This is a genomic window from Microbispora sp. CA-102843, assembly GCF_050936215.1.
Taxonomy (GTDB): domain Bacteria; phylum Actinomycetota; class Actinomycetes; order Streptosporangiales; family Streptosporangiaceae; genus Microbispora.
Genome location: NZ_JBNJNF010000001.1, coordinates 4,574,882 through 4,588,487, shown reverse-complemented (window position 1 = coordinate 4,588,487; position 13,606 = coordinate 4,574,882). Strand labels below are relative to the sequence as shown.

The 13,606-nt window shown below is 75.3% G+C and carries 9 protein-coding genes and 1 riboswitch; of the genes, 5 read left to right on the top strand and 4 right to left on the bottom strand.

What is annotated here, in order from left to right; all coding sequences use genetic code 11:
• Nucleotides 1–936: an aldo/keto reductase gene (locus ACQEVJ_RS21180; protein WP_433103561.1), complete on the top strand. Its 936-nt coding sequence runs from the start codon at nucleotides 1–3 to the stop codon at nucleotides 934–936.
• Nucleotides 937–938: 2 nt separating this feature from the next.
• Here ACQEVJ_RS21180 and ACQEVJ_RS21175 read toward each other — a convergent pair whose 3' ends face one another.
• From ACQEVJ_RS21175 to ACQEVJ_RS21160, 4 genes are read right to left on the bottom strand one after another with little or no spacing between them, the layout of a single operon-like run.
• Nucleotides 939–1,607 carry an ABC transporter ATP-binding protein gene (locus ACQEVJ_RS21175; protein ID WP_433103559.1) on the bottom strand — a complete coding sequence of 223 codons (669 nt, stop codon included), beginning with the start codon at nucleotides 1,605–1,607 and terminating at the stop codon, nucleotides 939–941.
• A complete protein-coding gene (locus ACQEVJ_RS21170; protein ID WP_433103557.1) occupies nucleotides 1,600–2,541 on the bottom strand; it encodes an ABC transporter ATP-binding protein in 942 nt (313 codons plus the stop codon). The genes ACQEVJ_RS21175 and ACQEVJ_RS21170 overlap by 8 nt, the downstream gene beginning before the upstream one ends.
• Nucleotides 2,525–5,014, bottom strand: a complete 2,490-nt coding sequence (locus tag ACQEVJ_RS21165; RefSeq protein WP_433103555.1) for an FtsX-like permease family protein — start codon at nucleotides 5,012–5,014, stop codon at nucleotides 2,525–2,527. Before ACQEVJ_RS21165 ends, ACQEVJ_RS21170 begins: the two co-directional genes overlap by 17 nt.
• The gene (locus ACQEVJ_RS21160) at nucleotides 5,011–7,704 is read right to left on the bottom strand and encodes an FtsX-like permease family protein (protein WP_433103553.1); all 2,694 of its coding nucleotides are present in this window, start codon (nucleotides 7,702–7,704) and stop codon (nucleotides 5,011–5,013) included. The genes ACQEVJ_RS21165 and ACQEVJ_RS21160 overlap by 4 nt, the downstream gene beginning before the upstream one ends.
• A gap of 82 nt (nucleotides 7,705–7,786) precedes the next feature.
• On the opposite strand from ACQEVJ_RS21160, the gene ACQEVJ_RS21155 reads away from it, so the two are divergent.
• The 4 genes from ACQEVJ_RS21155 to ACQEVJ_RS21140 all read left to right on the top strand — a co-directional run bounded on the left by ACQEVJ_RS21155 (nucleotide 7,787) and on the right by ACQEVJ_RS21140 (nucleotide 13,606).
• The gene (locus ACQEVJ_RS21155; RefSeq protein WP_433103551.1) at nucleotides 7,787–9,238 is read left to right on the top strand and encodes a serine/threonine-protein kinase; all 1,452 of its coding nucleotides are present in this window, start codon (nucleotides 7,787–7,789) and stop codon (nucleotides 9,236–9,238) included.
• A gap of 62 nt (nucleotides 9,239–9,300) precedes the next feature.
• Nucleotides 9,301–9,424, top strand: a riboswitch (cobalamin riboswitch).
• Between the two features lie 113 nt (nucleotides 9,425–9,537).
• The gene (locus ACQEVJ_RS21150; protein ID WP_433103549.1) at nucleotides 9,538–11,025 is read left to right on the top strand and encodes a cobyric acid synthase; all 1,488 of its coding nucleotides are present in this window, start codon (nucleotides 9,538–9,540) and stop codon (nucleotides 11,023–11,025) included.
• A complete protein-coding gene (locus tag ACQEVJ_RS21145; protein WP_433103547.1) occupies nucleotides 11,025–11,585 on the top strand; it encodes a histidine phosphatase family protein in 561 nt (186 codons plus the stop codon). The genes ACQEVJ_RS21150 and ACQEVJ_RS21145 overlap by 1 nt, the downstream gene beginning before the upstream one ends.
• Nucleotides 11,582–13,606, top strand: a complete 2,025-nt coding sequence (locus ACQEVJ_RS21140) for a VWA domain-containing protein (protein WP_433103545.1) — start codon at nucleotides 11,582–11,584, stop codon at nucleotides 13,604–13,606. The genes ACQEVJ_RS21145 and ACQEVJ_RS21140 overlap by 4 nt, the downstream gene beginning before the upstream one ends.

The following is a 13,606-nucleotide window of genomic DNA, read 5'->3' as shown; positions in this document are numbered from 1 at the left end:
ATGCGGAAATGGGTGCAGGAGATGGGTCTCGGGCTCGCCGCGCTCGGCCGCCCCGCGTACATCACGCTGGGCCGGGACGAGGACCTCGGCGGCGACCGCGACGTGGCGGCGATGCGGGCGCGCACCTGGGAGGTGCTGGACGCCGCCCGGGCGGCGGGCGTGCGCTACTACGACGCGGCCCGCTCCTACGGCCTGGCGGAGGCGTTCCTCGCGGGCTGGCTGGCCGACCGGGGCATCCGGCCCGGCGAGGTCGCGGTCGGGTCGAAGTGGGGGTACGAGTACGTCGGCGGCTGGCGGATGGACGCCGACCGTCACGAGGAGAAGGACCTGTCGGCCGCGCGGCTGCGTCGCCAGCTCGGCGAGACCCGGGAGCTGCTCGGCGACCACCTGTCGCTCTACCAGATCCATTCCGCCACGGTCGAGAGCGGGGTGCTCGACGACGAGGAGGTCCTCGGCGAGTTGCGCGCCCTGCGCGCCGAGGGCGTCGCCGTGGGCCTGTCCACCACCGGCCCCGGCCAGGCCGCGACGATCGACAGGGCGGTCGCGACCGGGCTCTTCGACACCGTGCAGTCCACGTGGAACCTGCTGGAGCGCTCGGCGGGTGAGGCCCTGGCCCGGGCGCACGCCGCCGGCCTGGACGTGATCGTCAAGGAGGGCGTGGCCAACGGCAGGCTGACCGCCCGCGGCGCCCCGCCGGCCCTCGCGCTCGCCGCACGCGAACGCGGCGTCACCCCCGACGCCCTGGCGCTCGCCGCCGTGCTCGCCCGCCCGTGGGCGGGGGTCGTGCTGAGCGGCGCGGCCACGACCACCCAGCTCGCCGAGAACCTGGCGGCGCTCGCCGTCGCCTGGGACGACGAGGCCGAGAAGGCGCTCGCCGGGCTCGCGGAGGACGCCGAGACCTACTGGGCCCGCCGCGCCGCCCTCCCCTGGACCTGACTCTAGGAGAGGAACTCGCCGTCCTTGAGCTCCAGCACGCGGTCGGCCAGGCCGACGAGGCCCACGTCGTGCGTGGCCACCAGGGCGGTGACGCCCTCGCCCCGGACGAGCACCCGGAGCAGTTCCATGATCTGGCGGGCGGTCTGGGAGTCGAGCTGACCGGTCGGCTCGTCGGCGAGCAGCAGGCGGGGCCGGTTGGCCAGGGCCCTGGCGATGGCCACGCGCTGCTGCTGGCCGCCCGACAGCTCGTAGGGCCGCTGCTCGGCCTGATCGGACAGCCCGACCAGGGACAGCAGCACCTTGACCCGCTCCTCCCTGTCCTTGGCGGAAACGCGTGCCAGGCGCAGCGGCACGCCCACGTTCTCCGCGGCCGACAGCACCGGGATCAGCCGGAACGACTGGAAGACGAACCCGACGACGTCGCGGCGCAGCCGCAGCAGACCCTCCTCGGGCAGTTCAGGCACGGACTGCCCGGCCACCCGCACCCGCCCCTCGTCGGGCCGGTCCAGGCCGCCGACCAGGTTGAGCAGCGTCGTCTTGCCCGCGCCTGAACGCCCGCGGATTGCGACCAGCTCGCCGGGGTGAGCCTCGAAGGAGACTCCTCTCAGGGCGCGCACGCCCTTGGGGTAGGTCTTGCGCAGGCCCTCGACGACGACCAGCGGCTCACTCATTCGTCTCTTCCTCCACCCCCGAGGGCCAGACCCCGATGTGGTCGCGTTCGAGCTCCAGGCGCACCCGGTGCTCCATGGACAGGGCGTTGATGAACTCCCTCGGCAGTTGCAGGCGCCCCGCCCGGTCCAGCACCGCGTACTCCTCGGCGACCACCCTCCCGTCGGAGGAGGTGCGGCGGAACGTCTCACTGGAGGTGCGGCCGTCCCTGATGCCGATGGTCCTGTCGACCTGCTCCGACACCATCGGGTCGTGCGTCACGACGACGGTCGTGACGCCGAGCTCCCGGTTGGCGTGGCGCAGCACGCCGAAGACCGTCTCGGCGTTCTCGCTGTCCAGCTCCCCGGTGGGCTCGTCGGCGAGCACCACCTCGGGCGCGTTGGCCAGGGCGACGGCGACCGCCACCCGCTGCTGTTCGCCGCCGGACATCTCCCCGGGCCGCCGGTCCGCGCGGTCCGCCATCCCCGTCAGCTCCAGCAGCTCGTCCGTACGGGACGACCTGGCCCGCCGGGACGTGCCGCCCGCCAGCCGCATGGGGAGCATGACGTTCTCCCGCGCCGTGAGGTACGGCAGCAGGTTGCGGGCGGTCTGCTGCCAGACGAAGCCCACGACCGACCGCCGGTAGCGGAGGCGGTCGCGCGGGGTCATGGACAGCAGGTCGATCCCGGCGACCCGGGCCAGCCCGGCCGTCGGCACGTCGAGCCCCGACAGGATGTTGAGCAGCGTCGACTTGCCCGATCCCGAGGCCCCGACGATCGCCACCAGCTCACCCCGGCCGATGAGCAGGTCGAGGCCCTGCAGGGCGACCACCTCGACCGCGGCGGAGCCCTCGGTCTTGTAGATCCGCACGAGGTTGTCGCACAGGATGTGGGCATCCGCGCCGAACGCGGGACCGCCCCGCGTGGCCCGGGCCTCCAGGTCAGCCAGCGTGTCCACGGCTTCCTCCCAGGTAGGCGCCCGCGAGGGCGACGGCGGCGACCCCGGCGGCCAGAACGCCGGGCAGGACGGGCAGGACCGTGCCGGCCGCCAGGGCGCCGGGACGCCCGCCCGCGTACGCCGACAGGTCGATGCCGGCCCCGAGCAGCGCCGGCATGGCGAGACCGGCCGCCAGCCCGGCGACGGCGGTCAGGACGAGCAGCGGAGCCGCCTCCAGGACGGTGATCAGTCCGGCCTGCCTGCGGGTGAGACCGAGTGCGCGCAGCAGCCCGAGGTCCTCCGTGCGCCGGGCCGCCCCTCCGGTCAGGGCGATCGCGACGGCCGCCAGCGCGTACGCGGCCAGCGCCGCGGCGGCGACGCGCAGCGCGGCGGTCAGCGCCGCGGTCAGCGGCGTCCCGGTGATCTCGGCGAGTGCGCCCGCCACGGTGGTCATGCGCGCACCGGACGGCAGCAGCGGCCTGACCGCGCCGGCGTCTCCCGCGATCAGCAGCGTGTTGACATGCTCGGGAGCCGTGGGGAGGACGATGAGGGCGCCGTCGCCCGTCCGCACCCCGGGCATCGCGTCGACGGTCCCCGCCGGGGTGACCGTCATCTGCGCGGGCCAGCCGATCTCGAAGCTCCGCATGGCGGACAGGTCGTGCGACACCAGCGCGCCCTTCGCCCCGGCCGGCCGGTCCGGCAGACCCACCAGGCTGCCCGCGACCAGCCGGCGGTAGGCGTCGAGATCGACCGCGACGACCGTGGCGGGCCGCCCGCCGAAGCCCACCTCGGCGACCGTCGTCCCGACCGCGGCCGGGACGACCCCCCTGACGCCCGGCGCGTTGACGATCTGTTCCACCGTCTCCGGGGCGATGCCCTGCGCGCGCTCCACCCTGATCTCGGCGCCGGTCCGCTCCCACGCCGCCTGCCGCTGGGCCGCCTCCAGCCCTCCGGCGGTGACCATGCCGTACGCCGCCAGCGCGACGGCCGGCAGCAGCGTGAGCACCGGCAGCGCGGCGCCCGGCACGGCCCGGGCGGCGGCGAGCCCGAGGAACGGCACGGCGGCGGTGCGCCGGGCGGCGGCCCGGAAGGCCAGGTGGATCACTGCGGGGCCGGCGCGCAGCACCAGCAGCGCGGCGGCCAGCGCCAGCAGCACGGGCGCCAGCGCGAGGAAGGTGTCGCCGGTGCCGAGGCCGCGGGTGCGCAGGAGCTGGACGCTCGCCACGGCGAGCACGAGCACCAGGATCTCCATCACGATCCGGCGGGCCGTGCTCCCGCTCCGCCATCCCTGGGCCCGCCGTCTCGTGGACTGCCATCCTGGGGACTGACGCAGCACGACGGCGGCGCAGGCGATCGCGACGGTCCCCGCCGCCAGCGCGGCCGGTCCCAGCCGCGCGACCGCCGTCGGGGCGCCCGGCACGAAGCCCGCGGCCAGCTGGCCCGCCGCAGCGGCCGGCCCCGCCGCGAGCGCGACCGCTCCGCCGCAGTTGAGCACGACCTGGGCCAGGGACGCACCGCGGGCGCGCATCAGCAGCAGGTCGCCGTGCACCCGCCGGACGAGCAGCAGCACGGCCAGGGCCGTGGTGCTCAGGCACACGACGGCCAGCCCGCTCAGGAACACCGTGATCATCGCGCGGGTGACGGCCAGCCGGTCCAGGTACTCCCGCAGGATGCGGTCGAAGCCGGTCGACAGGGCGAGTTCGAGATCCTGCTTGCCCAGGCGGCGGCCGAACTCCTCCGTGGCGGCGAGCACGTCCGCCGCGTTGCCCGCGGTGATCCGGTCCGGCGCCGGGGTCAGGAGCCATCGGAAGACCATCGGCAGTTCGGCGCCCGCGAGGCTGTCGCCGTCGGTGAGCGCGGTGACGATCAGGTCGTCCTCCGTGGCGAGCGGCACGCGCTGGTGGATGACGTAGGTGAGTTCCGGCTCGACGGCCCAGAACCGGTCGGCGGGACGCGCCGGCTCGAACAGGCCGGCGACCTTCGCGGTCAACCCGCCGAGGCGGAGCGTGTCACCCGTCTTGATGGACATCTCCGTCGCGGCGACGGCGGGGACGGCCACCTCGAGACGCGTGCCGGAGCCGGGGCCCGGGGGGCCGCCCTCGACGTACCGCACCCGCCGGTCCGCCCCGGACACCCACTTCAACGTCAGATACCGGTGCGTCTGCTCGTTGATGAGCAGCGGCGGGGCTACGACGTCGAAGTGCGGCGCGGGGTCGGCGACCTCCCGCAGCGCCGGGGGGAGCAGCGCGCGCCAGGCGGTGTCCGCCTCGGCCACCTCGGCCGTCGTCCGCATCGGCGTCAGGTCGAAACGCCGGGTGAACTGGACCGCCAGCGAGGCCGTGACGGGCGGCGCGGAGCCGATGACCGACCTGGCGGCCGCGTCGAGGGACGACTCGACCATCCGGGGCAGGGCCGAGACGACCAGGGCGGCGCCGAACACCAGCGCGGCCAGCAGCGCCGCCACACCCCTGTGCACCCCCAGCAGACGGATCACGACGCCTCCCCCGCATGCAGCGCGGCGGCCGGCTCGCGGCGGTGCAGCGACCGCGCGAGCCCGGCCACGATCACGAGGAGCACCGCGAGGACCGCGACGGCCAGCGCCGCCGCCTGAGGCCACGGAACGTGCAGCAGCACGGGCAGCCCGCCCCCGGTCGCGTACCCGGCGGTCACCATCGGCGGCACCACCGCCGCGGAGACGGCCACGGCGAGCGCCACTCCGCCGGCCAGCGAAAGCCCGATGACGAACGACTGCTCGGCGGCGAGCAGGCCGAGCGTCTGCCGGAAGCTCACGCCGAGCGCGCCGAGAACGGCGAACTCGCCCCTGCGCTCGCGCGCCGACACCGCCGCGTTGACCAGGAACCCCAGCACGGCGAACGCCAGCGCCGCCGCGAAGCCGAGCAGCAGCGCGCCCTGGAGGCCGGCCGCCGTGGGGTCGTCCCTGAGGCCGGCGGTGAGCGAGGCCACGTCGACGAGGTCACCACGGGCTCGCCCAGAAGCGGCCAGCGCGGCGGCGGCCCGCGCGGTGTCGTGCCCGTCGGCGGCCAGCCACCACTCCGTCACCTGCCCCTCGGGGCCTTTCCCCCGCAGCGCCGTAAGGTCGGCGAGCAGGGCCGGGGTGCCCTCCGGCGTGCCGGGCATCGCCGCGACGACGCCCACGACCCGGACCGGGATCGCCGCAGTTCCTGCCGTGATCCTGGTGGCGTCCGCCAGTCCTCGGGTCGCCACGACCGGAAGCGGCTGTTCGGCGGAACCGGCGATCCGGGACGCCAGCGTGGCAGGCGACAGCTCCGACAGGTCGGGGCGCAGCAGCAGGACACGGCCCAGCTCCGCCGCGTCCGCGGCGATCAGGGTGGCGTCCGCGCCGTCCGCGACGACCGTGGCGCGGTGCGCGGGCACGGCCGCCGCGACCCCCGGCAGCGTGGTGAAGGTCTGCGCGTCGTCCCCCGGGAGGGCCGGGACACGCAGGTCGGCGCCGGCGAGATGCCTGGCCCGGTCCTCCTGGGCGCCGCGCCAGGTCGCGGCGGTGGTCAGGGACAGCACGCCGATCGCCATCGCCATCGTCAACAGCAGCGCCGGCCCCGAGTAGCGGGCCGGACGCCGGCTCACCTGCCGGGCGGCCAGGGCCGGCCCGAACCCGGGGCGCCGCCGCGTCGCCCGCTCGGCGACCCTGGCGACGGCGGGCACCAGCCGCAGGGCGGCCATCCCGCCGCAGAGCAGGGCGAGCGCCGGCCCCGCCCCGACGAGCGGGTCGAGCCCGAGCTCGCCGCCGAGCCGCGCGGTCTCCGACGCGTCCTGGCCGCGCAGGCGCCAGACGGCGAGCGCCGCGAGGACGAGCAGCGCCACGTCGGCCCCGGCCCGCTGGATCAGGCCCGGCCGGTCGGCGCGTCCGCGCACCGCCTGCTCCTCGACATACGTGCGGCGGGCGGCGAGCAGGGGCGGAGCGGCCAGCATGACGGCGCAGGCGAGCGCGACCGCCGCCGCGACCGCGAACGTGGCCCCGTCGGGCGCGCGGGGCGGCTCCACGCCGGTGGCCTCGATCCAGGGGAACGCGTTCACCAGCCGCAGGAGGACGGGCGCGAGGAACGGCGCCGCAGGCGCGCAGGGCAGCGCGATCAGCAGCGCCTCCCCCGCCGCCATGGCGGCGAGCCGCGGCGACCCGCCGCCCCTCGATCGCAGCAGGGCCGTCTCCATCCGGCGGTGCTCGGCGAGCAGCCGCGCGGTCAGCGCCAGCGCGTACGCGCCCAGCACCAGCAGTTGGAGCACCGGCACCAGCATGGTCGAGCGGGCGACCAGGGCGCCGCGGTCGAGCCGCAGCAGCGTGCCGGACAGCGTCTCGGCGACCGTGCACCGGGGGCAGCCGGCCCGCACGTCGGCGGAGACCCCGGCGACCGACGCCGAGAACGGCCGCAGCCGGTCAGGGGGAAGCCGGCGCAGGTCGGGTTCGGCGAGCCAGCGGGCCGAGACGCCGGTCGCGAACCGGCCGAGGAAGGTGCCGGCCGGCACGACCAGAGGCCCCCGGGAGGTGAAGTCGCCGGTTTGCGTGCCGTAGCGCAGCAGTTCCTCCCCCTTCCAGCGCGGGTCGTCGGGGTCGCGCAGCCGGAAGACGCCGGTGACGCGCACGGGGGCCGGTTTACCGTCCAGGCGTCCCACGACGGTGAACTCGTCACCGGTGGACACGCCCATCGCCCGCGCGGCCGGCTCCGAGAGCGCCACCCCCACTCGCGGCCCGCCCTCCGCTGCCGTTCTCTCCTCTGGCCAGCCGCCGCTCACCAGATCCGCCTGGCCGTCCAGCCCCTCGTACATGGCGAACCGGGTCAGGACGGGCTGATCGCCGCGATCCTGTCCCTTCAGCGCGTAGGAGGCGGACTCGACGCGCACGGCGACCCGTACGGGCACCTCCCCGTGGGCGTGGGCGATCCCCGCCCGGACGGCCCGGTCGACGCCGGCGAAGTCCCCGGCCGTGACCGAGGAGGTGACGACGGTGGCGGTGGCGGCGGGCGGCGCCGTCTCCAGGGCCCGCCGCACACCCGCCTGGGTCGCCGACCCCGCGTGCAGCAGGAGGGCCGAGATCGCCGTGGTGGCGAGCAGGATGGAGCCGAACGCGGCGGCCAGCAGCAGCGGCTCGGCCAGCGCGCGCCTGACCACCAGCGGCAGCCGCGCTCGCACCATCCTCACCGCGTTCATCTCGGCATCATGGCAAGCATGATCGAACAGCACCAGCGTTCTATTCATCTAAAGTGAGGGAAAACGGGCCGAGGAGGGCTGCATGCCTGCGGTGGGGCCGTTGCTCACGGGAGATCCGGCCGAGATCGGCGGCTATCGGCTGGAGGGCCGCCTCGGCGCGGGCGGCCAGGGGGTGGTCTACCTCGGCCGCACGGCCGAGGGCACGCCCGTGGCGGTCAAGCTGCTGCATGAGGGCTGGTCGGGGGATGAGGACGCCCGCCGCCGCTTCGCGCGGGAGATCGCCGCCGCGCGGCGGGTCGCGCAGTTCTGCGTGGCCCGGGTCCTCGACTTCGACCTCGACGGCCCGCGGCCCTACGTCGTGAGCGAGTACGTGGAGGGCCCCTCGCTGCAGCAGGCGGGACGGCGGTCGGGGCCCGCGCTGCACCGGCTGGCCGTGGCGACCGCGACCGCACTCGCCGCCGTGCACCAGGCCGGGATCGTCCATCGCGACTTCAAGCCCGCCAACGTGCTGCTGGGGTCCGACGGCCCGAGGGTCGTCGACTTCGGGGTCGCCCGCCATCTCGGCGCGACCACGGCGAGCGGCAGCATGGTCGGCACGCCCGCCTACATGGCGCCCGAGCAGATCGCCGGCGAGCCGCCCGCGCCCGCCTGGGACGTGTTCGCGTGGGGCTGCGTGATGGTGTTCGCCGCCACCGGCAGGCCGCCGTTCGGCGACGACGCGCTGCCCGCCGTGCTGAACCGCGTGCTCACAAAGGAGCCCGACCTCGGCGACCTGGAAGAGCCGTTGCGCTCCATCGTCGCGCTGGCCCTGCGCAAGAACCCCGCGGAGCGCCCGGGCATCCTCGACCTCACGATGCGGCTGCTCGGCGCGGTTCCGGAGGGGACCTCCGGGGACGTCCCGGGCGTGCTCGCCGCCACACGGCCTCCCGCGTATCAGGGGCCGGACACCGTCCCCGCACGGCACGGCGCCGGCCGCCGCCGGGGGCTGCTCGCGGGGGCGGCGGTCACGCTCGCGGCCGCGACGACGGGGGGCGTGCTGCTGTCCGTGCTGCCGTCCGAAGGCGCCGCCGGCGGTGACGCGCGGCACACGGCGGTCGCCGCCGTCACGCTCACTCCGGCGGCGGGTCCCCATCCCTCACCCAGCCCGTCAACCAGTCCCTCTCCCAGCCGGACGCCCGCCGCGCGCGAGCCCCTGCGCTTCACCGCACGCTTCGCGGGCGTGTGGCGCGGCAGGGTGGACTACCAGCCCGGCGCGTACGACACGCTCGTGCTGACTGTGCCGAAGAGCGGCAGCACCGTCACCGAGCAATTCGTCGACTACCGGTGCGTGGGCACGTCCAGGCTTCAGGTGGTCAGCGGGACGACGGTGCGGCTGAAGCGGGTGTCGATGCGGGGCAACTGCGTCCGCAACGGCACGATCTACCTGACGGTCCACGACAACGGGACGATGACGTTCGACTACAACGGGCACGGCGAGAACAAGTGGACGAAGAACGAGCCGTTCTACATGATCGCCACACTCAAGCGCACGTAGCGCCCCACTTGCGGCATATCTGACACCGAGGTGTATGTTGACCACCGTAAGCGACGGACGCGGAGGAAGCCGGTGTGAATCCGGCGCGGTCCCGCCACTGTCACCGGGGAGCGACCCTCACCCACGCCACTGCCCAGCACGGGCGGGAAGGCTGGGGGAAGCGCCGATCCGGGAGCCAGGATACTCCGGCCGTCGGACCTTCTACCGGGGGCGCGGACACCCCCAGGGGGGACATGCCATGGCCCGGACAGGCCTGCGCAGACGCGCCTCACTGCCGGTTTCGCGCTCCACCGCCTGACGTGGCGGCCGGCGGCGGCCTGCTCGTCGCGGGCACCACCTCCGACGCGGGGAAGAGCGTGCTGGTGGCCGGCCTGTGCCGGTGGCTGGCCCGCCGCGGCGTACGGGTCGCGCCGTTCAAGGCGCAGAACATGTCACTGAACTCCTACGTCACCGCCGACGGCGCGGAGATCGGACGGGCGCAGGCCGTGCAGGCGGCCGCCTGCGGGCTGGAGCCGACGGCCGACATGAACCCGATCCTGCTCAAGCCGGGCAGCGACCGCCGCAGCCAGGTCGTCGTGCGCGGAAGGCCGATCGCGGACGTGGACGCCCTGGAATACCGCGCGCGCCGCGACGAGCTGCGCGCGATCGCCGTGGAGTCGTACCGGCGGCTGGCCGACGAGTTCGACGTGGTGGTCTGCGAGGGGGCGGGGTCACCTGCCGAGATCAACCTCCGGGCCGGGGACATCGCGAACATGGGGCTGGCCAGAGCCGTCGGGCTGCCTGTGCTCGTCGTGGGCGACATCGACCGCGGCGGCGTCTTCGCGCACCTGTACGGCACGGTCGCCCTGCTCGACGCCGCCGACCAGGCGCATATTTCCGGTTTTATTGTGAACAAGTTCCGGGGCGCGCGAGAGCTGCTCGCGCCTGGGCTGGACATGATCGAAGGGCTGACCGGACGCCGGGTCTACGGGGTTGTGCCGTGGCTCGACGGGCTTTGGATGGATGTCGAGGACTCGCTGTCGCTCGACAACCGGCCCGTCGACACGGGGAGCGCGGCGGTTGACGGCGCGTTGCGGGTGACCGTCGTGCGCTATCCGCGCATCTCCAACTTCACCGACGTGGACGCACTGGCCGCCGAGCCGGGGGTCACGGTCGGCTTCGCCACGTCACCCGCCGCCTGCGCCGACGCCGACCTGCTGGTTCTGCCGGGCTCGCGAGCCACGGTGCACGATCTGGCCTGGCTGCGCGACACCGGCATCGCCGACCTCGTCGCCCGCAGGACGGGTCCGGTGCTGGGGATCTGCGGTGGGTACCAGATGCTCGCCCGCACCATCACCGACCATGTGGAGTCCGGCGCGGGCACGGTGCCCGGCCTGGGGCTGCTCCCCGCCGACGTCGTGTTCGGGACGGAGAAGACGCTCGGGCGGCCGGTCGGCGAGGGCTACGGGCATCCAATACGCGCGTACGAGATCCACCACGGGATCGTCACCCGCGACGGCGGTGAGCCGTTCCTCGACGGGTGCCGCGCCGGAAACGTGTGGGGCACGACCTGGCACGGCGCGCTGGAGAACGACGGGTTCCGGCGAGCCTTCCTCGGGGAGGTGGCGCGGGCGGCGGGGCGGGAGTTCCAGGGCGACCCGTCGCTGTCGTTCGCGCGGCTGCGGGAGGCGCGGCTGGACGCGCTCGGGGACCTCGTTGAGCGGAACGTCGATACCGACGCACTGGTCTCGCTCATCGAGAGTGGGCCCACGCCGGGCCTGCCGACCCTGCCGCCCGGTGCGGTCTGATGCTGATCATCCGCCAGGCGGGGACGCCGGGCACGCGGCGCGCCTGTTTCCCCGCGCCGGAGGAGGGCGATCCGTCGGGGCTGGCCCAGGCCGCCGCCGCACTGGCCCTCCCCGACGACGCGCTGGTCTTCTCCGCGCCCTGGCCCGCGGCCGTGGCGACCGCGCGGGCCGCGTCCGGGCGGGAGCCGGTCGTGGCCGGCGCGCTCGCCGAGGCCGATTACGGCACGTGGGCGGGGAGGCCGTTCGCGGAGATCGCGGAGGCCGAACCCGAGGGGCTCGGCGCCTGGCTGACCGACCCCGACGCCGCCCCGCACGGCGGGGAGAGTCTCGCCGAGCTGGGCGCGCGGGTGGCCGCGTGGCTGGAGTCGGTACAGGCGGATGCCGCCCGCGTGGTCGCCGTCTGCGACGCCGGGCCCATCCGGGCCGCGCTCGCGCACGCGCTCGGCCTGACCGCGACGCGGGCCGCGTCCTTCGACATCGCCCCGCTGTCCTGCACCGAGCTGGCCGCCCGGCACGGCGGCTGGCGGATCGCGTACGTCAACCGGAAGGCCGCCCTGTGAACCCCACCTATCCGTTCAGCGCCGTCGTCGGACTCGCCGATCTGAAGCTGGCCCTCGTGCTGAACGCGGTCTCGTCCCGGGTCGGCGGCGTTCTCGTCCGCGGGGAGAAGGGAACCGCGAAGTCCACGATCGTGCGCGCGCTGGCGGCGCAGTTGCCGCAGGTCGCAGTGGTGGCGGGGTGCCGGTTCCACTGCGACCCCGGGGCACCCGACCCCGGCTGCCCCGACGGGCCGCACGAGCCCGACGCGGCCGGAGCGATGCGGGCGGCGTCCCTCGTCGAGCTTCCGGTGGGGGCCTCCGAGGACCGACTGGTCGGTTCGCTCGATCTGGAACGGGCGCTGACCGAGGGCGTGAAGGCGTTCGAGCCGGGGCTGCTCGCGGCGGCCCATCGCGGCGTGCTCTACGTGGACGAGGTCAACCTGCTGCACGACCACCTCGTGGACCTGCTGCTCGACGCGGCCGCGCTCGGGGTCTGCTACGTCGAGCGGGAGACCGTTTCGATTCGGCATGCCGCGCGGTTTCTGCTCGTGGGGACCATGAATCCGGAGGAGGGCGAGCTGCGGCCGCAGTTGCTCGACCGGTTCGGGCTGACCGTTGAGGTGCGCGCGACGCGGGAGCCGGACGAGCGGGCCGAGGTGGTGCGGCGGCGGTTCGCGTTCGACGCCGATCCGGAGGGGTTCGCCGCGCACTGGGCCGCGGAGGAGGCGGCCCTGGCCGGACGGATCGCGCGTGCCCGTGCCGCCCTCGGGTCGGTACGGCTGCCCGATTCGCGGCTGCGGCAGATCACGGCCGTCTGCGCGGGGTTCGAGGTGGACGGGCTGCGGGCCGATCTCGTCACGGCGCACGCGGCGGTCGCGCACGCGGCCTGGCAGGGCCGGGATGTGGTGACCCGGGAGGACGTCCGGGTGGCGGCCCGGCTGGCACTGCCCCACCGTCGCCGCCGGGACCCGTTCGACGCGCCCGGCTTGGACGAGCGTCTTCTCGACGAGCTCCTGGACCAGACCGAGCCCGCCGCCCCGGAGGATCCCGAGCATCCCGAGGGTCCTGAGGATCCCGATGACTCCGGTGGGCCCGGCTCCAGCCCCGGCCGTCCCGAGGGGCCGGGTGACTCCGGCGGCTCGGGGGCCGGCACCGGGGCCGGCGACGGCGCTCCCGAAGGCGCCCCCGAAGGCACTCCGAGCGCCCCCGAAGGGTCCGGCTCCGCCACCGGCCCCGACGACCGCACCCAAGACGTGGCCGCGGTCGGTGCTCCCTTCCGCGTTCCCGTACTCAAGGTGGCCGGAGTCGGGGCGGGCGTCGCGGGGCGGCGGTCGAGTGGCCGGGGACGGCAGGGCCGGACGATCGGGGCCCGCGTCCCGACCGGCGCCGGCCCCGCCGCCATCGACCTCCCCGCGACCCTCCTCGCCGCCGCGCCGTACCAGCTCCCCCGCGGCAGGCGCGGCCCCGGCCTGATCCTCAAGCGGGAGGACCTCCGCGAGCCCATCCGCGAAGGCCGCGAAGGCAACCTCGTCCTGTTCGTGGTGGACGCCAGCGGCTCGATGGGCGCGCGCAGGCGGATGACGGCCGTCAAGACGGCGGTGCTGAGCCTGCTGCTGGACGCGTATCAGCGCAGGGACAAGGTCGGCCTCGTCGTCTTCCGGGGAGCGGACGCGACGGTCGCGCTCCCCCCGACCTCGTCGGTCGAAGCGGGCGCGGCCCGCCTCCGGACGCTCCCGACGGGTGGCCGCACCCCCCTCGCCGAGGGCCTGGCCACCGCCGCCGACGTGCTCCGCGTGGAACGGCTCCGCGACCCCGACCGCCGCCCCCTGCTGGTCGTCGTGACCGACGGCCGCGCGACCTCCGGCGGCGACGTGACCCGCGCGGCCGCCGCGCTCGCCGGTGTGACCTCGGTGGTCGTGGACTGCGAGAGCGGCCCGGTCCGTCTGGGCATGGCGCACGCGCTCGCCCTGCGACTGGGCGCGCGAGTGCTTCCGCTGGAGTCGCTCGGTGATCTCGTACGCGATCGAAGGAAGGCGAGCTGA

Excerpts from the sequence above, each read along its gene's own strand:
- ACQEVJ_RS21160 (WP_433103553.1), bottom strand. The coding sequence starts at position 7,704 with ATGAACGCGGTGAGGATGGTGCGAGCGCGGCTGCCGCTGGTGGTCAGG.
- ACQEVJ_RS21155 (WP_433103551.1), top strand. The coding sequence starts at position 7,787 with ATGCCTGCGGTGGGGCCGTTGCTCACGGGAGATCCGGCCGAGATCGGC.
- ACQEVJ_RS21145 (WP_433103547.1), top strand. The coding sequence starts at position 11,025 with ATGCTGATCATCCGCCAGGCGGGGACGCCGGGCACGCGGCGCGCCTGT.
- ACQEVJ_RS21180 (WP_433103561.1), top strand. The coding sequence starts at position 1 with ATGCGGAAATGGGTGCAGGAGATGGGTCTCGGGCTCGCCGCGCTCGGC.
- ACQEVJ_RS21175 (WP_433103559.1), bottom strand. The coding sequence starts at position 1,607 with ATGAGTGAGCCGCTGGTCGTCGTCGAGGGCCTGCGCAAGACCTACCCC.